The sequence below is a fragment of the Phenylobacterium sp. genome, assembly GCF_004799395.1.
In the GTDB taxonomy this organism is placed as follows: domain Bacteria; phylum Pseudomonadota; class Alphaproteobacteria; order Caulobacterales; family Caulobacteraceae; genus Phenylobacterium.
Genome location: NZ_SSMZ01000117.1, coordinates 1 through 19,219, shown reverse-complemented (window position 1 = coordinate 19,219; position 19,219 = coordinate 1). Strand labels below are relative to the sequence as shown.

Genomic DNA, 19,219 nt, shown 5'->3' with positions numbered 1-19,219 from the left:
TCCCGCCTGCGCGCTCGGCGACCGCCAACGCCGCGCCGAGGCTCTCACGCCCCAAATCGACCTGCAGCCAGGCGAAAACACCTGCCGTCCGGTGGACAAGGCTCCCAAACTCATTGAAAAATAGCCGTTTATGGACAGAAACTAGCTAGCCCGGCGCGGCGGCCGCCGCCAGAGGCGGCTAGGTCGGCGGGGTCGCGCCATATTCGAAGCCGGGATCGCGGCGCCGTCCGCCGCCGAAGCTGTAGGTGAGGCCTACGAACAGCGCCTGAACGTGGACGTGGGTCACGACCCGGTCCTTCAGCGCCGGCGTGTCGATCACCAGGGTGTCGCCCAATGAGTTCAGCACGTCACGCCCGACCGCGAAGAACGACCAGTCGTCATTGAACTTGTGCCGGTAGCCCAGGTTCACCAGCGAGGTCGGCTCGTGATAGCCCTGCGGCGTCAGCCGCTTGCCGGTCAGCACACCCTGCAACTGCAGCATGTCCTTGGCCGTCACCTGCCAGTTGGCCACCGCCCGCGCGCTGGGTGTGAAGGCCGAGCGGGTCCCGGCGAAGCCCAGATCGGAGGCGTCGATCTCCGTCCAGCCCAGGTTCGTGCTCGCGTTCACCGTCAACGTGCTGCTGACCTTGCCGCTGGCCACCAGCTCCAGCCCGCCGCTGCGGCTGCTGGCCAGATTCTCCTTGGTGGTCAGCAGCACCCCGCTGCCGAGGTTCTGCACGATGTCGGTGACCCCGCGCTGGTTGTCCCGGAAATAGGCGGTCGCCAGATAGATCGCCGCGCCCGCGCGGTACTGGTAGGCCGCCTCGTAGGAATAGGTCTGCTGCGGCTTCAGGTCGGGATTGCCGGCGCGGAAGTTGAACGGGTCCACGAAGACGCGGAACGGGTTGTAGTCGTTGGGCTGGGGCCGCTGGATCCGCTCGGAGAAGCTGGCGGTGAGTTGCTGGGTGTCGCTCAGCTTGTAGGCCAGGTGCAGCGATGGATAGAGGTGGGTGTCGTCGCTGGACGCCTTGATCCGCGAGGTCAGGTCGCTGAGGTCGATCCGGGTGTCCTCGACGCGCAGGCCCGCCAGGACCGTCAGGTCGCCGATGGGTCGCTGATAGGTGGCGTAGACGCCATTCACCGCCTGGTTGAAGCGGAAGCGGTCGATCAGGGTCGGGTCTGGGGTCTCCGAGGCGACGGTCGCGCCGCGATTGCCGGAGTTGTCGAAGTCGTCCAGGTCGACCTGCAGCTCATAGCCGAGCTTCAGCTTGGCGCCGCCGCTGAGCGGCGCCTGATAGTCCACCTTCAGATGGCTCACGTCCTGCGTGCTCTCGGCGCGGATGTCCTCCGAGAAGCTGGGCAGGACCGGCGTCGCGCTCGCGGTGGTGTCCTTCTGGTCTGTGTCGTTGGTGGTGTGCTCCTGGGAAAAATTGACGCTGAGGTCGTGCTCGTCGCCGGCGAACTTGCGCCGCCAGGTTCCGGAGCCGCCGAAATCGTCGCGGGTCACGGTGGTGACGTTCGGCCGGCTGAAGCTCTCGGCCAGATCGCCGGGCGCCTCGCCGGTGAAGAGGGCCAAGCCATGGGACTTCACGTCGATGAAGGTGCCGTGCAGGTCGCCGCTCAGCCGCGTCTTGGCGTCGGGATCGTAGTCGACGGCCACGCGGCCGATCAAGGCGTCCACATCGGCGGCCGAGTGCAGGTCCTGGCTGCTGTCGAGGACCTCGCCCGGCGTGGCCGGATCGGGCGTTGAGCGATGGTCGCTCTGGGTCACCGCCTGCAGGTCGTGCGCATAGGTCGCGTCGCCGGACAGGGTCAGTTTCTTGGAGACCGAGAAGCCGGACAGGCCCGCGGTCGCGCGGCCGTCGTTGCTGAGGTTCACCCGCGCCGTGCCCGAGGTTCCGATCGACCGCGCGCTCTTCGGGATCAGATTGATGATCCCAGCCGACCCGTCCGGCCGGAAGGCGGCCGAGGGATTGGTCATCACCTCCACCCGCTCGAAGGCGTTGGCCGGGAGGTTCTGCAGCACCTGGCCGCGTCCCGGGCCGTTGAACAGGCTCGAGGGCTTGCCGTCGATCAGGATGGTGACGTTGGGATCGCCGCGCAGGCTGACGTTGCCCTGCACGTCCACCTCCACCGAGGGCACGTTGCGCAGGGCGTCGGCGACCGAGCCGGTCTGAGTCTGCAGGTCCTTGGTGATGTCGTAGCTGCGCCGGTCGATGTCGGTGCGGATGGCGCTCGGGGACTGGCCGGTGACCGCGATGCCCTCCACCGTATGGCCGGCCGCGGGCCTGGCGCCGGGCGCTGTGGCCGGTGTCGCGGGCGCCGGCTTGGCCGCCGCGGATGCCGACGGCGCGGGCGCGACCGGCGCGGGCAGTTCGCCCTTGGCCAGGATCAGCGACAGGCTCGCGCCCTGCTTGAGCTGGCCGGTCCAGGACTGGTGCGCAGCGTCCCACTGGCCCTCAAAGCTTCCGCCGATCATCGGGACCGCGAAACTGAAATGGTCGCCCGCCAGCTTCACGTCCGACAGCGGAAAGCCGCGTGGGCTCTGGTCGGGGCTGACCAGCTCGCCGGCCAGGCCGCCCTTGCCGTCGTCCTTCACCCGCACCACGATCCTGAGGACGGTGGGGCCGATGACGAGGACGCCGTGCCAGGCCCCCAACGCCTCCTGGGCGGCCGCCGGCGCGGCGGCCAGCGCCAGGGCGGCCAGGGACGCGCAGACCGCGAGGGCCGCGCGGCGTCGAATGGGCCTTGGCATGATATCGGTTCCCCCGAAACCCGGCGGCCGGGCAGCTTGCTTGTCTGTGGTCGTCCCGGCGCCGCGAGATATCGTGCGGGCCGTCAGCGCGAGGCGGATTTCACGAACGCTACGATCGCCGGCATCACGCCTGGGGCCAGGGGACGGTTGGGATCGGCATAGGCGGCGAGGTTGCCGGCGCGCTCGCTCGGCGCAGTTTTCAGGACGTGGTTCATGCCCGGCAGGATTACCAGCTTGGCGTCGGGTCTCGCTGCGGCCAGCAGGCGCGCGTCCTGCACCGAGACCTGCACGTCGTTGTCGCCCTGCAGGATCAGCACGGGCGCCTTGACCGCGGCCAGCGCCTTGGCGGGATCGATCGTCAGTTGGGAGATCAGGTAGGGCTGCACGCTGGGCCGGAACAGCGCCTCCAGCCCCGGGATGTTCGCGATCTGGCGTCCGTGCTCCAGTTCGGTGAGGCCCGCGTCGATCTGGGCTGCGACCGGCGGCGGCAGCATCTGGGCGGCAAGTTGCTCGCGGAGCACCTGGCCAAACGGTCGGCCCACGCCCGAGACCTCGATCACGCCGCAGGTCTCGATCTTCTGCGCGGCCAGGGCGGCGACCAGCGCACCCTCCGAATGGCCGAGCAGGATGACGCAGGTCACCCCGGGCTGAGCCCTCAAGAGACGCGCGAACAGCACCGCGTCGTCGACCGCCGTGGTGAACCGCAGGTCCGCCTCGTTCAGCGCCGCCGGCGCGCTCTTGGCGATCGCGCGCTTGTCGTAGCGCAGGCTGGGCACGCCCGCCGCCGCCAGACCCTCGGCGATCAGCCTCAGGTTGGCCGGCTTGACCTGGGGAACGGTCGAATCGCCGTTGCGGTCGGTGGGTCCCGAACCGGCGATCAGCAGCACCGCCGGCCCGGGCCGCGCGCCGGGCGGCGCCAGCAGTGACCCACAGAGCGGCGCGGCGCCGCCATCGACCGTGACCTCCCGTTCGCTTCCCATGGCAGGCGCCTCCTCAGCGTGCGCGGCGCTCGCCAGCACCATGGCCATCGTCACCATCGCCACCGTCAGGCAGGCGATCCAGATCGTCAGTCTGCGTAGCATCGACATGATCCCCTCGAGCCCCGGGTCCCGATCTAGCGTCGGGTACGCGGCGTCGGGGCCGCGGGCGGGGCGGCGGGCGGCGGGGCCTGACCAGCCTGGGCGGCGCTTACCAGACCCAGGAGACCGCCGGGATTCATGGCGTCGACCATGGCGGTGGGCATCAGGATCGTGGCCCCGCGCTCCTTGGTAGTCTCGTAGATGATGTTCATGGCGCGGAGCTGCAGCGCCGCGGGGCTGCGGGCGTAGATCTCCGCGGCCTCGACGAACTTCTCCGCCACCGACAGCTCGGCCTGGCCCAGGTGGATCCGGGCGGCGGCCTCGCGCTGCGCCTGGGCCTCGCGGCTCATGGCGTCCTGCAGCGCGTCGGGCACGCCGATGTCGCGGATTTCGACGCTGATGGCGGTGACGCCCCAGTCGGCGGTCTTGCGTCCGATCTCCTCGCGCAGCAGTTCGTCGCCGTGCTTGCGGTCGGAGAGCAGGGTGGAGAGCAGGGACGATCCCACCATCTCCCGCAGCGAGGTCTGGGCGACCCGGCTGATCGCCGAGCGATAGTCGGTGATCTCGAGCGCTGCGCGCTCCGGGTCGTGGATCTGCCAGAACACCACGGCGTCGACGTCCACCGGCACGGTGTCCTTCGACAGGGCCTGCTCGGCGTTGAACTCGGTGGTCTGGATGCGCTGGTCGAGCCAGGAAGACACGTCATCGATCACCGGGACGATGAAGAACAGGCCCGGCCCCTTGATGCCCTGCAGTTTGCCCAGCCGCAGCACCACCGCGCGCTCCCACTGGTTCGCCATCTTCATCGACATGGGCGTCAGCACGCCCAGCAGCACCAGGCCGGCGCCCAGCCAGAAATAGAGATAGGTCCCGCTCCGCGCGCCCTCTTCGAAAGCCAGGCCCGCGAAGACCACGAAGACGACCGCGATCAGCGTCGCCAACGGATTGCCCCCGCGCCGGCGAAAGCTGGCGGCGGGGAAGGTCACGCCCGGAATGTAGGCGTTGCTCATCTTAGGTCTCCTTTTGCGCGGCGAGCGCCGCGATGCGATCCGCCAGCGCCAGGGGGTCGACCCCCAGAGCGGCGGCGGCGGCCAGGGTCTGGCGCGCCAGGTTCTCGGTTTCCCGTTCGTGTTCGTGGCCCTGCATGGCCGGCGGCGGCACGGCCACGAAGCTGCCGCGCCCGCGCACCAGCTCCAGCGCGCCCAGGCGCTCCAGCTCGTCGTAGGCGCGGCGCACGGTGTTCAGGTCGACCTTCAGGGCCACGGCCACCTGCCGCATGGTCGGCATCTGGTCGCCGGGGCTGAGCTGGCCGTTCCCGATCGCGCGCAGGAACTGCTCGCGCAGCTGCACATAGATCGGCACGCCCGAGTCCCCCAGCCGCAGCGCGGCCAATATTTGCGCCTGTGTATGCATACACTCATACAATACGCCGACGGCGGGGCTTGTCAAACGACGGTGTGCGAGTGGGGGTTAGAGATGCTGCGCAAGCCGCCCAAACTCGCTATCCCGGTCGCACTGCTCAGTCTTCCTGGGGCCCGGATCGTTCCAGCGGGCTGTCCGGATGACGGGGATTGTCGGGCGCCAAGCGTCCTAGAGCTCCATCAGATCCCGCCCTACGACGATCCGGCCGGCGAAGTGCGGGCGCACAGCCTCGGCCCAGGTCTCGTCGGGGATCGCCGGCAGGCCGCCGGGGACGAAGTGCGACAGCACCAGCGTCTTCACCCCAGCTTCGGCGGCGATGCGGCCCACGTCCTGCGCGCTGGTGTGGCTAGCCAGCAGGTGCTCGCGCAGGGTCTTCGCGTTGGGCTCGGCGGCGATCAACCGCTCGAGCGCCGGCAGGTACATCACCTCGTGCACCAGGACGTCGGCGCCCTTGGCCAGGGCCACGAGGTTCTCGGACGGCTGGGTGTCGCCGCTGAAGACGATGGATCGGTCGGGGCAATCGAACCGATAGGCCAGGGCCGGCTCGACCGGCGGGTGCCGCACCAGGGCCGCGGTCACCTTGACGCGTCCGTCCTGCATCACCAGGCCGCCCGCAGTGATCTCGTGGGGTGCGATCAGGTCCTTCAGCGGCGGTCGGCCCTCGTCGGCCATCCGAGTCTTGATGTCGTAGGCGTTCAGCTCGAGGAACAGCCGCGTCATCTCCCTGAGCGGCGGGGGCCCGTAGGTCTCGACCCGCGTAGTCAGGTTGGTCGCCCAGGCCAGCAGCAGCAGGTTGCCGTAGTCGGCGTTGTGGTCGGAATGCTGGTGGGTGACGAAGACGCACCCGATCGAGCCCAGCGACAGCCCGGCCAGCGCCATCTGCCGCGCGACCCCGTTCCCGCAATCGATGACATAGGTCGCCCCGTCCACGACGATGGCGTTGGCCGGCGCGGCGCGGTTGGGCTTCGGCGACGGGCCGCCGGCTGTGCCCAGCAGGATCAGGCGCGAGCGGCCCGCGGCGGCCTGCGCCAGCCCGCCGCAGGGCATGGCCAGCGCCGCGCCGCCGCCCGCCAGCAGGCCCCTTCGCGTGGCGCTGGCGGCGTCCATGGCGCCTAGCCCTGCGGGAAGCTGAGGTTCGGCTGGGCGGTCCAGGGGTCGACCTTGGTCCGCGGCGCCGCGACCACCATCCGCCCGCCGAGGCTTGAGCGGCCGATGCCGTCGACCTCATAGAGCGCCTCGAAATTGTCCCTGGTCTTCACCGTGCGCTGCAGCGCCTTCAGCGCGTCGGCGTTGGCCATGGCTTCGGCTGCCTGCTGCAGGCCGGTGTCTCGGGCGCCGGCAATCACCACGATGTGGTTGCCGGACGGGCCCTGGAAGGCGGCGACATAGCCATAGTCGCGGCGGCTTGCGTCCCCCTGGCTGGGGCCGCCCTCCTGGCTACGGTAGACATGGCGGGTGGGCCCGTCGACCAACTCGTCATAGGTCTCGCCCACCGAGAACCGCGAGGCGGCGAACACCGGATTGCGCAGCACGCCCAGGCCGCTCAGGTAGCCGACGTAGACGATGTTGTTGCGCTTCAGCATCTCGGGCGTCAGATCCGAGGCCATCACCACACGTAGGTTCTCCGAATGCGCCGCGCCGCGCGACAGCAGCGGCACGACGCTGCGCAAGGCAAAGGCCGCGCCGACTGGCAGGTAATAGAGGTCCAGGTCGCGGTAGCGGCCCATGGCCTTGGGATTGTCCATCAGCCAGTCGTCGAGGTCGGAGGCGGAATTGATCGAATATTGCCGGATCAGCCGGTCCACGCCCGCCGCCTCGTCGATCTCGCCGAAGATGTAGTAGTCGCCCAGCACCAGCAGGGTGGGCGTCCCCGACTTCAGGATAGCGCTCCACGGCGCTGCGCCCTGGGCGCGCGCCAGGGTCCGCCCCCCGCCATGGGTCGTCCAGAACGCCACCCAGGCCGCCAGGTTGAGCAGCAGCGCAAGGGCGATCCCGGCGACGATATAGGCGCGCAGCGAGCGGGCCGCCTTCGGAGGCGCCGCAGCTGCGGCCTCGGCGGCGCGCGGCTCGGCGACCATGCGGTACTCGCCCTTGGGAATGGTCAGCCGCACCGGCTCGTCGCGGCCGGGGCCGGCATAGAAGTCGTCCAACTTGCGGCGCAGCCGGTGGACCGCCACCCGCACCGAGGCGTCCTGCGAGCCGTCGAACGCCGATGAGCGCGCGAACACCGCGGCGGCCACCTCGAACTCCTTCGGCCGGGCTCCGGCGACCGCGCATTCGGCCAGGAAGTCGAACAGCCGGGTTAGCCCGTCGGAGCGGCCGAGGGCATGGCGTTCGCGCAACCGCGCGGCCAGCTCGGCGATCTCCTCGCCCTCCTGCTCCTTGGCCGCGTCGGACAAAGCTGTTGTAACCTTCTGTAACCCCCCGGAGACCGTATTTAACCGGACAGGCCCCCAATTGGCAAAGTATGGCTTAGGGCAACGAAAATCCGGGGAAATCCCTTGAAGCGCCTTCTCATCCTCGCGGCCTGCGCCGCGCTTCCCGTCTCGCTCATGCTGGCCTGCTCGCCGCAGAAGCCCGCCGCGCCCGCCAGTCAGGCGAAGTACAATGTCGACGCCTTGGACATGAAAGAGTTCATGGGCCACGTGGTCGATCCGGCCTCCTTCGCCTACTGGAAGGGCTCGGGCACCGATGAGACCGCCCAGGGCACGAAGGACCTGACGCCGACCACCAACGAGGGTTGGGAATCCATGGAGACCGCGGCCGCGGTGCTGATCGAGGCCGGCAACGCCCTGCAGCTGCCCGGCCGCCCGCGCGCGCCGGAAGGCGACTTCGACAAGTTCGCCCAGCAACTCACCGCCGAGGCGATCCTCGCCAAGGCCGCCGCCGAGAAGCACGACAAGCAAGGCGTCTATGACGAGGGCGCGAAGATTTACCTGATCTGCACGGCCTGCCACAAAGAGTACGTGATCGATCCGGGCATCAAGGCCAACGGCCCCGCCCAGGGCAATCCGCTCCCCGACTGGCCCGCCGACATCAAGGCCAAGCAGCAGAAGTACGACGCCAAGCCGGCGACCTAGGCCACAGCAGGACCGCCTTCCATGCGCAAGACCCTCATCGCCGCCGCCGCCATCGCAGCCTTCGCCGTCGCCGGCCAGGCCGCCGCCCACGCACGCCTAATCACCGGCTCGCCAAAGAACGGCGCCACCATCGCCGCGCCCAAGGCGCTGACCCTGCACTACAGCGAAGAGCTGGTCCCGGCCGCCTCGAGCGTGAAGGTCGCGGGCCCCGGTGGCGCGGCGGTCGCCACTGGCCCGATGGGCCTCGACAAGACCAAGCGCATCGTGACCGTGCCCTTCACCGCCGCGCTCGCGCCCGGCGCCTACAGGGTGAAGTGGCACATGAAGACCGAGGATGGGCACGAAACCGACGGCGACTTCGGGTTCAACGTGAAATAGTCTCCAAAGCGGAGCCACAACGGCGGCGGCGCGTTCCGGTTGGGCTCTCAAGGGGGACCTGACCGCAAATGACCGATCGCGCCGCCCCGAATCCCGACGTCAAACAACCCGAGCGGCCGAAGCTGCTGCAGGTGCTGGGCCCAGGCCTGATCACCGGCGCCTCGGACGACGATCCGAGCGGCATCGCGACCTATTCCCAGGCCGGCGCCCAGTTCGGTTTCGGCCTGTCGTGGGTGATGCTGTTCTCCTGGCCGCTGATGTGCGCCATCCAGGAGATCAGCGCCCGCATCGGCCGCGTCACCGGCCGCGGCATCGCCGGCAACCTGAAGAAGCACTACCCAAGTGCGGTCGTCTATTCGATCGTTTTCCTGCTGGTTGTGGCCAACGTCATCAACCTGGGCGCCGACCTGGGCGCCATGGGCGCCGGCCTGAAGCTGCTGATCGGCGGGCCGCAACTCATCTATGTGGCGGCCTTCGGCCTGATCACCGTCCTCCTCGAGGTGTTCTCCCGCTACTCGCGCTATGTCTCGATCCTGAAGTGGCTGACGCTGTCGCTGTTCGCCTACGTGGGCGTGGCCTTCGTCGTGAAGATGCCCTGGGGCGCGGTGGCCAAGAGCCTGGTGATCCCGCAGATCAGCTTCACCCCGGCCTACATGACCGTCGTCGTCGCCATCCTCGGCACCACGATCAGCCCCTACCTGTTCTTCTGGCAGGCCGAGGAGGAGGTCGAGGAGGTCAAGGAACGCCCCGACGCCAAGCCGCTCGAACGCGCCCCGCAGCAGGCCACGTCGGAGTTCAGCCGCATCCGCTGGGACACCTATATCGGCATGGGGTTCTCCAACGCCGTGGCCCTGTTCATCATCCTGACCACGGCGGCGACCCTGCACGCCCATGGCGTCACCGATATCCAGACCTCGTCCCAGGCCGCCGAGGCCTTGCGGCCGATCGCCGGGCCGTTCGCCTTCACCGTCTTCGCCATCGGCATCATCGGCACGGGGCTGCTGGCGCTTCCCGTGCTGGCCGGATCCTCCGCCTACGCCTTGGGCGAGACCTTCGGCTTCCATGTGGGCCTGGCGCGCAAGCCGCGCCGCGCCAAGATCTTCTATTGGACGATCGCGGTGGCCACGCTTCTGGGCGTGCTGCTCAACTACAGCCCCATCGACCCGATCAAGGCGCTGTTCTGGAGCGCCGTGATCAACGGCGTGGTCGCCGTACCGGTCATGGCGATGATGATGCTGCTCGCCAGCCGCAAGTCCGTGATGGGCGAGTTCAAACTCCACATCGGCCTGAAGATCGTCGGCTGGCTTTCCACTGCGGTGATGGGCGCCGCGGCCGTGGGGCTCTTCGCGACCTGGGGGCAGTAGGCGGCGCGACCTACTTCGGGGCCTTTCCGGCGTCCTTCAGGTCCTTGTCGATGTCGTGCTTGTAGAGGCTGTCCTTCGGCCGCTGGATGTAGCGGCCGTGGCACTGGAAGCAGGCGTCGTACATGGCGCTGCCGGCGTCGTTGGTCTTGTCGTGGTCGTGGGCGGTGGCGGCCGTCATGCCGGCGATCCCGGCGGCGTTCAGCGCCATGGCGTACTTCATCCACGGGCCGTTCGGATCGCGCGCGCGGCCGTCCATCATCAACAGGTTCCCCGCCTCGGCGATCTGGGCGGCGGTGTCGATGTTGATGTTCCATTGGTCCTGCGAGGTGGGGATGCGGTCGTTGGCGCCCTTCTCGTCGTCTACCTCGCCGGAGTGGGCCCAGTAGGTCTCGGCCGCTGGGTTGACGATGTGGCGCATGACGTCCTTCACCGAAAGCAGCACGCGGCCTTGAGCGGCGGCGGGGGCGGGCGCCTTGGCGGCTGGCGCCGGGGCGGGCTTGGTCGCTGGGCTTTGGGCCAGGGCGGGGACGGCACACGCCAGCGCCAGGCCAGTCAAAAGAAGTCGCACCCGCATCGAAAATTCTCCCCGTTTGACGCCACCTTAGCCGCCCGGCGGACAGAGGAAAGGCCCCCCGCAACGCAGGAGACGCCCTCCACAGTCTCTGGAGGTCCTACCGGCGCGCGGCCGGCCGCCGGCGGACCGGGCGAGCGCCCTACCAGACGAACGGGATCAGCCGCTTGGTGCGGCTCATGTAGGCGCGGTAGGCCTCGCCGATGCCCTCCGACAGGGCGCGCTCCTCCACCGCCATGCGGATCCAGTAGCCGGCCACGCTGGTCGCCCCGATGATCAGCGGCGCGACGCCCAGGCGCAGCGACAGTCCGATGCCGATCCCGGTCAGGAGGCCGCCGGCGTAGGACGGGTGGCGGATCAGCCGGTAGGGCCCGGTGTCGACCACCTTCTGCTCGGGCGAGACTTTGACCACATAGGTGAAATAGCGGCCGAGGGTGGCGATGCTCCAGATGCGCAGGGCCATGCCCGCCGCCGCCACCGCGGCCCCGACCCACACCGCCCAGACGCCCAGCGGCAGGCCGACCGGCGCCCTGGCGCCCCACATCGAGAACGCCGCCCAATAGCCCGCGGCCACCAGAAGCCAGACCGCGAAGAAGCTGCCGCGGTCGTCGGTCCTGGCCTCCGAGCGGCTGATCCGGCTCGCGTAGATCTCCATCAGGATCATCAGCGACACCAGGACCAGCGGGATCGCGCGGCTGGGGTTCATGGGCGTCGCGCCTTCAGCTCACGGCTTCAGCGGAGCGGTGTAGAGCTCGACGGTATTGCCCTCCGGATCGCGGATGAAATAGGCGACGTTGGCGATCACCTCGCGGTTCTCCACGCCCTGGCCCTTCAGCCAGTCGGCCAGGCCCTTGGCGTTGGGCACGGCCAGGATCACGCGGGAAAAAGCGTTTGGACCGGGCGGTCGCGTGGTGCTCTTGGCCAGCGCCAGGACTGCGCCGGCCGGTCCGTCGTTGTAGCCCATGACGTATTCGTACGCCGTTCCGCCGCGCTGGATGGTGTCGCGCACCGAAAGCCCCAGCTTGTCGGAATACCAGGTCTTCTGCGCTTCCAGGTCGGTGACATAGAGCCCCGGCCCGCCCACATGCGCCGGCTTCAGCTCCGCCGGCGGTCCCGCCGCAGCCGCGCCTGCCACGCTCAGGATCGCCGCGGCGCCCAGCGTGGCCATGGTCCAGGTGTTCATCTGTCCGCCCCCTCGTTTCCCGCCGGCATCCTGGCGGGTTCTGAGGTCCTGGCAAGCGGCCTGAACCGCGGCTTAGCTGTCCAGCACGCCTTCCCGGTCGGCCATGATGTGGCGATAGACCGCCAGCGCCATTCCGCGCACGTTGTGGGAGGCGGTGGTGAGCGCCGCATTGCCCACCACGGACGGTCCCTGCGCGACCAGATCGTCCAGTTCGTCGGCCAGTTCGCTGAGCTTCTGGTAGACGGCGATGTCGGAGACTTCGGCCATAGCGCCATCCTTTATCGCGCCAGGACGGCCGCGCAAAGCCGTGCGCCGCCTGCGCCCCGGAACGGTTCAGGCCTCGCTAACCACAAAATTTCACCTTGAATTGAGAGGGCAGGGCCTAGAGCCAACCGGATTATTGCTCACAGGACCTCGCCACCGGTGTTTCCGATCGCCTCTTTCCGGATGATGCGTCTGGCCAGCGCCGCGGTGGTGCTGATCTGCGGGATCGTGCTGGTCTCGCCGCTTTCGATCCGCAACCTGGTGCTGCCGGGCGACCTGACGCTCGACGCGCTGATCTTCTATGGCGTGACCGCCGGCGCCTACGGCCTCTTGCCCTTCGTACGCCGCGCCGACATCGCCATCGTGGCGATGTGGGTGGTGCTGGGCGTCGGCATCGCTCCCTGCTTCATCGGCCAGGAGATCTCGGCGTCGCACATGTTCGCTGATATGGCTGGCGTGCTGCTGGCCGCCGCGCCCGTGTTCATCGCCCGCTTCCGCCAGGTGGCGCAGGGGGACGTGCGCCTCTTGCGCCGTCGCCAGGACGAAACGGCAGGATTCATGCCGCCGGAAGCCGCCGAGACGGACCCTACTTCAGTCCCTGCAGCCAGCTGATCACCGCCGCCTCGAGCGCGATCCGCTTGCCGCTGTAGCTGTGATCGGTGGCCTCATGGATGGCGGTCACCTGGGTGTCCCCGCGCTTCTTGAGGTCGCCGACCAGGCCGTCGCTCATCGCCGCCAGGCCGTCGTCGGAGGTCACCACCAGCAAGGGCATCTTCGCCAGGCCCGGCGCGGCCTTGGCGAAGCTCGCGTCCGCCATCGTCGACATCTCCTGGGCCATGCTCTCTGCCGTCACGCCGGCCAAGGTCTCCATGTTGTCACGCGCCGTCGCCAGGCGCTGGGCCGGCGGCGCCAACGCCAGCAGTCCCAGGTTGGCGGCGGAGATCATCACGGCTCCGGCGAGGCCCGGATCGCCGCCCGCAACCACTGCGGTGTTCCCGCCGCCCATGGAGTGGCCGGCCAGCACCAGCTTCGCAGTGTCGATCTGCAGCTTGGCGGCGTTGGCGGGTGCGCGGACGTAGGCGAGCACTGCCCGGGTGTCGGCCAGGTTGCCGCGGAAGCTAAACGTCCCGGGACTCCCCCAGGAGCCGCGGTAGTTGAAGGTCACGCAGTTCCAGCCCGCCCGGCGGATCGCCTGGGCGAGGTCCAGGTTCTTCTCGTTGCCCGGCAGGCCGTGCAGGAGCACGACCGTCGGGTGCGCGCCGGCCCCGCCCGCCAGGTAGGCGACGCCGTTGATCTCCACCCCGCCGCTCGGGATATGCAGCACCTCCATCCGGGGCGGGTTGGCCTTGTCAGCCGGCGGGTCGGTGAAGACTGCCGCCGGGATCGCCGGATGGCCGATCGCCCGGGCCTCGGCCCACTGTGGCGCGGCGGCCAGCATCGCCAGGGCCGCCAGCAGGATCGTCCGCTTCATCGCGCTCTCCAATTTACGTCGTATATTTCACCACAGCCCGGCCTGGGGCGAAAGCCTCAGCTTGCGATGGCGGCCGGGGCCTGCGGGCCCGCCGGGCGCGCCGCGAGGTGGTTCAGGAGGGCGCGCAATCGTGCCGGATGCAAGGGCTTGTGGATGATCGGCACGCTGGCGTCGGCGGCCGCGGCCAGCACTTCGGCGCCCATGTCGCCGGTGACCAGGCAGAAGGCGCGCGGCGCGCCGGGCCGCGCGGCCAGCCGGGCGATCACCCCCAGGCCGTTGAGGTCGTTCGGCAGGCGATAGTCGGCCAGGCAGACATCGAACGGCGCCTCGCCGGCGTTTCGCTGCGCATCGATCGACGCTTCGGCGGCGGCCAGGTCCGGAGCCAGCGCGACCTCGACGCCCCATTGCCGCAGCAACAGGCTCGCGCCCTCACGCACCATGGCGTCGTCGTCGATCAGCAGCAGGCGCAGGCCCTGCATCAGGTCAGGCGATGCCACGGAATTGGGCGCCGCCGCCGGCTGGGCGGCGGGCAGGCTGAACGAGAACCGCGAGCCTCGGCCCTCCGCCGAGGAGATCTCGATCCGGCTGTCGAGGATGGCGGCCAGCCGCTGGGCGATGGCCAGCCCCAGGCCCAGGCCCTTGCTGCGGTCGCGCTCGGGATTTCCGATCTGCACGAACTCGTCGAAGATCCGCGCCTGGTCGGCAGGCGCGATGCCGATGCCGGTGTCGGACACCTCCAGCGAGACCCGCCCACCGCGTTGGCGCGCGGCCACCAGGATGCCGCCGGCGCGGGTGTAGCGCAGGGCGTTGGTCACCAGGTTCACGCAAATCTGCTCGATGAGCGCCGGGTCGGCGTCCACCCACAGGCCGGTGTCGCGGAACCGCAGGTCCAGACCCTGCTGCTCGGCGACGGGATCGAAATAGCCGGCCAGCCGGTCGAACAGGTCCTGGCAGGCGACCGGCTCGCGGCAGCTCTGCACCACGCCCGCCTCCAGTCGCGAGATGTCCAGGAGGCCGTTGAACAGCTTCTCCATGGCCGCGACATTGGCCTGGATGCGGGCGGCCACGTCCTTGGCCTCCTCGTCCAGGGCCAGCGACTGCAGCGAGCCAGAGAACAGCGAAAGCGCATGCAGCGGCTGGCGCAGGTCGTGGCTGGCGGCGGCCAGCAGCTGCGACTTGGCGAGGTTGGCCTTTTCCGCGCGGCCGCGGGCGGCCTCGGCCTCGGCCTTCTCAACCTCCAGTTCGGCCAGCAGCCGGCGGTTTTCGAAGCGGATGGCGAAGCCGTCCTTCAACTCGCGGCTCTGCACGCGGCAGAAGCCGAACAGGATGGCCGAATAGCCGATCGAGGCCAGACCCAGGACGTCGTAGGCATACTGGCCGATCAGCAGGAATCGCACCATGACCAGGCCGAAGATCGCCGCCACGAAGGCATAGAGGCCGCTCGGATTGTAGGCGTTGCCCGGCACGCTGCCGCCAGAGATGCCGTAGAGGCCGCACAGCGTCAGGGCCACGGTGATCGGCTGGCTCGGGTCCATGAACAGAAAGGCGGTCGAGCCCCAGGCCACGCCGGCGATCAGCATGTAGAGGGTGTTCAACCCCGCCGCGCGCTCCAGCCGCGTCCCGTCGTCGTCCGCCGGGATCCGCCGGTAGCGGGCCACCAGCCAGAGGCGCAGGACCTGGGTGGCGAGTTGCACAGCCAGCCACGCGCCGATCATGGTCCAGGGGTGGAAGGGCGCCTGGGTGGCGCACATGTAGATCGTCACCACGCCGGCCGCGGCGAAGCTGTTGCGGATCTGCTGGAAGAGGGTCCGGATGCATTCGGCCCGCACCGGATCGATGCGCAGGCCCCGGGCGGCTCCGCCAAGGGCCGCCGGCGGCGCGACGGCCGCCGTGTCGGCGCTGGTCACCCGATCAGGCCCAGCTGTCGCGCCTTGAGGATCGCCTGCACCCGGCCGTCCGCCTCCAGCAGGTGGAAGATCTCGGTCAGGTGGGCGCGGACGGTGCGCGGCGCGATGTTCATGTGCCGTTCGATGGCCTTGTTGGAATGCCCGTCGGCCAGCAGGGTCAGCACCTCGAGCTGGCGGGCGGTGATGGTTTCACCGGCCAGCGCGCCCGCCGGCGGGTCGAAGGCCGCGTCGCCGGCCAGCACCGCCTCCAGGGCCTCGACGATCCGCTCCGGCGACCAGGCCTTGGCGATGAAGCCAGAGGCGCCGCAGTCGCGGCTGCGCAGGCGCGCGGCGCCGTCCTCCCGTCCGGAGATGATCACCCGGCTGACCAGCGGGGCCATCTGGCCGATCACACGGGCGGCGTCGAAGCCGTCTGCGTCGGGCAGCTGGATGTCGATGATCGCCAGGTCGGGCCGCTCGCCGTCCGCCAGCATCGCCACGGCCGCCGCGCCCGACGTCGCGGTTCGCAGGCGCCAGTCGGGCCGGTGATGCCGCAGCATCGCGGCGAATCCATCCAGGAACAGTGGATGGTCATCGACCAGGAGAACGGTCACCATCTCAAGTACGCCCCGACGCTACGAATAACGCTGTCAGGTGAATACAGTCGGTGAACGCCTAAATAGGCAATAGCCTAAATAGGCGCCTTTGCGCTTGAGCCGCGAATCCACTCGCCTGGCGGGAGATTTCGTCAAGAAAATCAGTCTCTGGCGCCTATATAGGCAATAGAAAGCTGACTTCCGCTCAGGTTGAGTGCGCGGCGAGATCGGACGCCGAACATGCTTCGTAGCGCCGGTCCCGGTATCGGGCGATGGGCCCGCGGGCAGGAGCGACGACAATGGAACTGCGCAGGATTTTGCTGGCGGCATGCGCCGCCGTGGGGATGAGCCTGGCCGCCGCAAACGCCCAGGCGGCCGGGTCGGTCGCCTATGTCACGGACTTCGCCAAGACCAACAACATCTACACCAACCTCAACGAGCAATTCCCGAACACCGGACCCGGCACGCCCGGATCCGGTGTCGGCACGCCCAACTCAACCGTCCCTTGGACGCCGCCGGCCACCGGCCCGGGCAACCTGCAGAACGACGTCAACAACGGCATATCGTTCACGCTCGCGTCGGACGCAGCGGGCCGCGATTTCGCGGAGATCAATGGCGGCCAGTCCTTGATCGTGCCGATCGGTGTGGGCGACGCCACCAACGTCTATCTCCTGGCCGGGGCCTATGACGGGGTTTCCGCCAGCATCACCTTCGCCGGCACGGGCGGCGCGACCCAGACCTTCAGCAACGTCTTCATTCCCGACTTCAACGGCGGCTCTATCAACAGCGTAACCCCGACACTGGCCGACCAGACCGTGTTCCAGGTGCACGATGTCGGCGCCGGCGGGACCGGCAATTCGACGAATGGCGCCACCAACAACTATGACCTCACCGAGCTCGGATTCACCTTGGGTTCGCAGTTCGCCGGCCAGACGCTGACCTCGGCGACCATCGACTCCAACGGATATATGACCCTGGTGCTCGGCATGACGGTCGCCTCGTCCGATGCGCAGGCCGGCGGGGTGCCCGAGCCTTCGGCCTGGGCGTTGATGATCGCGGGCTTCGGCCTGACCGGGGCGGCGCTGCGCCGCCGCCGGGCCGCGGTTGCGCTCGCCTAGATCTCCAGCCGGTAGACCTTGGTCGCCGTTCCGGAAAACAGCGCGGTCTTCTCGTCCGCGCTGGCGCCCTTGGCGATGTGCTTGAAGGCGTTCCACAAGGTGGCGTAGTCGCAGGCGCCCATGTCGACCGGGAAGTTGCTCTCGAACATGCAGCGCTCCGGCCCGAAGGCCTCGATGCAGGTCCCGATGTAGGGCGCCCATTCGGCGGCGAGCTGCAGGGACGGCGCGCGCGGCTCGGCGAGGAACGAGGGGAAGTTGCAGAAGGCCATGGCCAGGCCCCCCAGCTTCACCACCACCTTCGGCGACTTGGCGAGCTCGCGGATGTTGTCGCGCCAGACCGCGAACCGCTGCGGCAGCCGGCCCTCATAGACCCCGCGCCCCAGTGGCGTGCCGACGTGGTCGAGGACGATGGTCGTGTCGGGGAAGGCCCGCGCCAGATCAATCACGTCGGGCAGCTGCGGCTCCAGCAGCCAGGAGTCGAAGGAAAGCCCCATCGGCGCCAGATGCCTGAACCCCGTGCGGAACTGGTCCGACAGATAGAGCCCGGCCTCGACGCGGTTCAGCGGCCCCAGCACCGCCTTGTCCGCATCGAAGGAGGCGGAGTTGCGGATGCCGCGGAAGCGCCCGCCGCCGGCCCGGACATGGGCCTCCAGCACCGGTTTCACCGCATCGCCCAGCAGCAGGTCGGCCTTGGAGACGATGCCGGCGCAGGCGCGGAAGTCGCCATAGGTCCCACTGGCGCTCATGGCCGCGACGCCGTTGACGAACTCGGTCTCGCCGACCCCGCGCAGCTCGACCGGCCCGTCCGCCTTGTACATGGCCCCGCACTCCACGAAGACCGTGGCGCGCACATTGTGCCCCGAGCTGGTGTCGGCGATCAGCTCGTCGAGCAGATAGCGCCGGGCGCCGGCGATGGCGGTGATGAACGGGTGCTCGGGCGGCTCGGCGGCTCCGGAGGTCACCGGCGGGGCGTAGTTCCGGCGGTCCCATAGGTGATGGTGCGGATCCACGATCGGCAGATCGGGGTCCAGGATCTCTTCGGCCATAAGCGTCCTCCCGCCTCTGAGTTCAGAGTGCGGGCGAACCTAAGGCCTTCGGCAAGCCGGGCTCAACCCTCGGCGGCCCCGACTTAGCTTTCGGCGGGAAGCGCGTAGGCTTTCATGGCGCTCGGCAGACGCATGGCGGCGCGGGTGGCGTCGCGGAAGGTCTGGAAGCGGGCCGCCGCCTGGGCGCTGAGCGCCCATTCGGCGCGTCCGGTTTCGCGGACGAGATACTCCATGCCGTTCTGGCTGGTACGCGCGACAACTGCGGCTAGGGCCATCTGGTGTCTCCGGCGTCAAAGGAGCCGACTGTTCTGTTACGGCTCGACGTCCGGAAGAGTTTCAAGACCCGTGCCGTTACCCCTTCGTCTCACCCTCGCGCTTTGCGTCGGGGCGAGGCTTCATTGGGGCGGCGCGGAGCGTCTGGCCAGGAAGGCCGAGCCTTCCGGGGTGATGTCCCAGCCTTCGCGGCTGCGTTCGGCCAGACCAAGCTCGGTCAGGGCGCGGGCCGCGGAGATGTTGATGAACGGCGCATCCTGACCGCTCTTCTTGCGCGCCAGGTTCTGCAGGGCGTTCAGTTGCGCGTCGGTCAGGTCGGACATGACGCGGACCCTACACCGTTCGCAGCTCAGCCGCGCGAGGCGAACACTTTCAGCACCAGCCCCAGCACGGCCATGCCGATGAACGCCCACATGGCGACGGAAAAGCCCACCGCCGCCAACAGGCCGAGGATGCGGCTGGACCGGTTGGCCGGAGGCCGTTCCTCGCTCTCGCCCTGAGGTGGTTCCATGCTCGCCCCGTTCACGCCACCTCGCCCTGCCGGTTCTTGTCTCGCGCCTCGGCCCGCTCATTCGCAAGGTCGAGGACTCGCGCCCGCCGGCAGTTCCAACTAAGGGGCCACGTCCGCGCCTGCGGCGCAAGGGTCCACGGTTACGCTACGTCGGCGGAGGATTTGCGCCCGACGCGCGGGCGGCGACTCCGCCGCTAAGGCGCCTTTGGCGGTGCGATCGCGGTCAGCTCAACATCGAAGATC

General features: G+C 69.0%; 22 protein-coding genes. 5 read left to right on the top strand and 17 right to left on the bottom strand.

What is annotated here, in order from left to right:
- Positions 1-178: 178 nt before the first annotated feature.
- From E8A12_RS08250 to E8A12_RS08225, 6 genes are all read right to left on the bottom strand, one after another.
- Entirely contained in the window at positions 179-2,734 is a 2,556-nt protein-coding gene (locus tag E8A12_RS08250; protein WP_293367518.1) for an outer membrane beta-barrel family protein, read from the bottom strand.
- Between the two features lie 83 nt (positions 2,735-2,817).
- Entirely contained in the window at positions 2,818-3,822 is a 1,005-nt protein-coding gene (locus tag E8A12_RS08245; protein WP_293367516.1) for an alpha/beta fold hydrolase, read from the bottom strand.
- Positions 3,823-3,848: 26 nt separating this feature from the next.
- The gene (locus tag E8A12_RS08240; RefSeq protein ID WP_293367514.1) at positions 3,849-4,823 is read right to left on the bottom strand and encodes an SPFH domain-containing protein; all 975 of its coding nucleotides are present in this window, start codon (positions 4,821-4,823) and stop codon (positions 3,849-3,851) included.
- Between the two features lies 1 nt (position 4,824).
- On the bottom strand, positions 4,825-5,205 hold the full coding sequence (locus tag E8A12_RS08235; RefSeq protein WP_293367512.1) for a GntR family transcriptional regulator: 381 nt from the start codon (positions 5,203-5,205) through the stop codon (positions 4,825-4,827).
- A gap of 198 nt (positions 5,206-5,403) precedes the next feature.
- On the bottom strand, positions 5,404-6,342 hold the full coding sequence (locus tag E8A12_RS08230; RefSeq protein ID WP_293367510.1) for an MBL fold metallo-hydrolase: 939 nt from the start codon (positions 6,340-6,342) through the stop codon (positions 5,404-5,406).
- Between the two features lie 5 nt (positions 6,343-6,347).
- Positions 6,348-7,634, bottom strand: a complete 1,287-nt coding sequence (locus tag E8A12_RS08225) for a hypothetical protein (protein ID WP_293367508.1) — start codon at positions 7,632-7,634, stop codon at positions 6,348-6,350.
- A 102-nt stretch (positions 7,635-7,736) separates the two neighbouring features.
- On the opposite strand from E8A12_RS08225, the gene E8A12_RS08220 reads away from it, so the two are divergent.
- The 3 genes from E8A12_RS08220 to E8A12_RS08210 all read left to right on the top strand — a co-directional run bounded on the left by E8A12_RS08220 (position 7,737) and on the right by E8A12_RS08210 (position 10,057).
- A complete protein-coding gene (locus E8A12_RS08220; RefSeq protein WP_293367506.1) occupies positions 7,737-8,315 on the top strand; it encodes a hypothetical protein in 579 nt (192 codons plus the stop codon).
- Between the two features lie 21 nt (positions 8,316-8,336).
- Complete coding sequence (locus E8A12_RS08215; RefSeq protein WP_293367504.1) at positions 8,337-8,693, top strand: copper resistance protein CopC; 357 nt, start codon at positions 8,337-8,339, stop codon at positions 8,691-8,693.
- Between the two features lie 68 nt (positions 8,694-8,761).
- Positions 8,762-10,057 carry a divalent metal cation transporter gene (locus E8A12_RS08210; RefSeq protein ID WP_293367502.1) on the top strand — a complete coding sequence of 432 codons (1,296 nt, stop codon included), beginning with the start codon at positions 8,762-8,764 and terminating at the stop codon, positions 10,055-10,057.
- A gap of 10 nt (positions 10,058-10,067) precedes the next feature.
- Here E8A12_RS08210 and E8A12_RS08205 read toward each other — a convergent pair whose 3' ends face one another.
- From E8A12_RS08205 to E8A12_RS08190, 4 genes are all read right to left on the bottom strand, one after another.
- Positions 10,068-10,631: a hypothetical protein gene (locus E8A12_RS08205; RefSeq protein ID WP_293367500.1), complete on the bottom strand. Its 564-nt coding sequence runs from the start codon at positions 10,629-10,631 to the stop codon at positions 10,068-10,070.
- Between the two features lie 139 nt (positions 10,632-10,770).
- Complete coding sequence (locus tag E8A12_RS08200; RefSeq protein WP_293367498.1) at positions 10,771-11,334, bottom strand: isoprenylcysteine carboxylmethyltransferase family protein; 564 nt, start codon at positions 11,332-11,334, stop codon at positions 10,771-10,773.
- Between the two features lie 18 nt (positions 11,335-11,352).
- Entirely contained in the window at positions 11,353-11,811 is a 459-nt protein-coding gene (locus E8A12_RS08195; protein ID WP_293367496.1) for a VOC family protein, read from the bottom strand.
- A gap of 72 nt (positions 11,812-11,883) precedes the next feature.
- Positions 11,884-12,078 (bottom strand): hypothetical protein, encoded by a 195-nt coding sequence (locus tag E8A12_RS08190; protein ID WP_293367494.1) that lies wholly within the window; start codon positions 12,076-12,078, stop codon positions 11,884-11,886.
- Positions 12,079-12,234: 156 nt separating this feature from the next.
- Between E8A12_RS08190 and E8A12_RS08185 the strand changes: the two genes are divergently transcribed.
- A complete protein-coding gene (locus E8A12_RS08185) occupies positions 12,235-12,687 on the top strand; it encodes a hypothetical protein (RefSeq protein WP_293367492.1) in 453 nt (150 codons plus the stop codon).
- On the opposite strand, the gene E8A12_RS08180 is transcribed toward E8A12_RS08185, so the two are convergent.
- From E8A12_RS08180 to E8A12_RS08170, 3 genes are read right to left on the bottom strand one after another with little or no spacing between them, the layout of a single operon-like run.
- Entirely contained in the window at positions 12,662-13,546 is an 885-nt protein-coding gene (locus E8A12_RS08180) for an alpha/beta fold hydrolase (RefSeq protein ID WP_293367490.1), read from the bottom strand. The two genes, E8A12_RS08185 and E8A12_RS08180, sit on opposite strands and share 26 nt — an antisense overlap.
- A 56-nt stretch (positions 13,547-13,602) precedes the next feature.
- Entirely contained in the window at positions 13,603-15,453 is a 1,851-nt protein-coding gene (locus E8A12_RS08175) for an ATP-binding protein (RefSeq protein ID WP_293367488.1), read from the bottom strand.
- Positions 15,450-16,049, bottom strand: a complete 600-nt coding sequence (locus tag E8A12_RS08170; RefSeq protein WP_293367486.1) for a response regulator transcription factor — start codon at positions 16,047-16,049, stop codon at positions 15,450-15,452. The genes E8A12_RS08175 and E8A12_RS08170 overlap by 4 nt, the downstream gene beginning before the upstream one ends.
- 278 nt (positions 16,050-16,327) lie before the next feature.
- Between E8A12_RS08170 and E8A12_RS08165 the strand changes: the two genes are divergently transcribed.
- Positions 16,328-17,146, top strand: coding sequence for a PEPxxWA-CTERM sorting domain-containing protein (locus E8A12_RS08165; RefSeq protein WP_293367484.1), 819 nt, complete (start codon positions 16,328-16,330; stop codon positions 17,144-17,146).
- On the opposite strand, the gene E8A12_RS08160 is transcribed toward E8A12_RS08165, so the two are convergent.
- The 4 genes from E8A12_RS08160 to E8A12_RS08145 all read right to left on the bottom strand — a co-directional run bounded on the left by E8A12_RS08160 (position 17,143) and on the right by E8A12_RS08145 (position 18,976).
- On the bottom strand, positions 17,143-18,192 hold the full coding sequence (locus E8A12_RS08160; RefSeq protein WP_293367482.1) for an amidohydrolase family protein: 1,050 nt from the start codon (positions 18,190-18,192) through the stop codon (positions 17,143-17,145). The two genes, E8A12_RS08165 and E8A12_RS08160, sit on opposite strands and share 4 nt — an antisense overlap.
- A gap of 83 nt (positions 18,193-18,275) precedes the next feature.
- Positions 18,276-18,467: a hypothetical protein gene (locus E8A12_RS08155; protein WP_293367480.1), complete on the bottom strand. Its 192-nt coding sequence runs from the start codon at positions 18,465-18,467 to the stop codon at positions 18,276-18,278.
- Positions 18,468-18,587: 120 nt separating this feature from the next.
- A complete protein-coding gene (locus tag E8A12_RS08150) occupies positions 18,588-18,788 on the bottom strand; it encodes a hypothetical protein (protein WP_293367478.1) in 201 nt (66 codons plus the stop codon).
- Between the two features lie 26 nt (positions 18,789-18,814).
- Positions 18,815-18,976: a hypothetical protein gene (locus E8A12_RS08145; RefSeq protein WP_293367476.1), complete on the bottom strand. Its 162-nt coding sequence runs from the start codon at positions 18,974-18,976 to the stop codon at positions 18,815-18,817.
- Positions 18,977-19,219 lie beyond the last annotated feature (243 nt).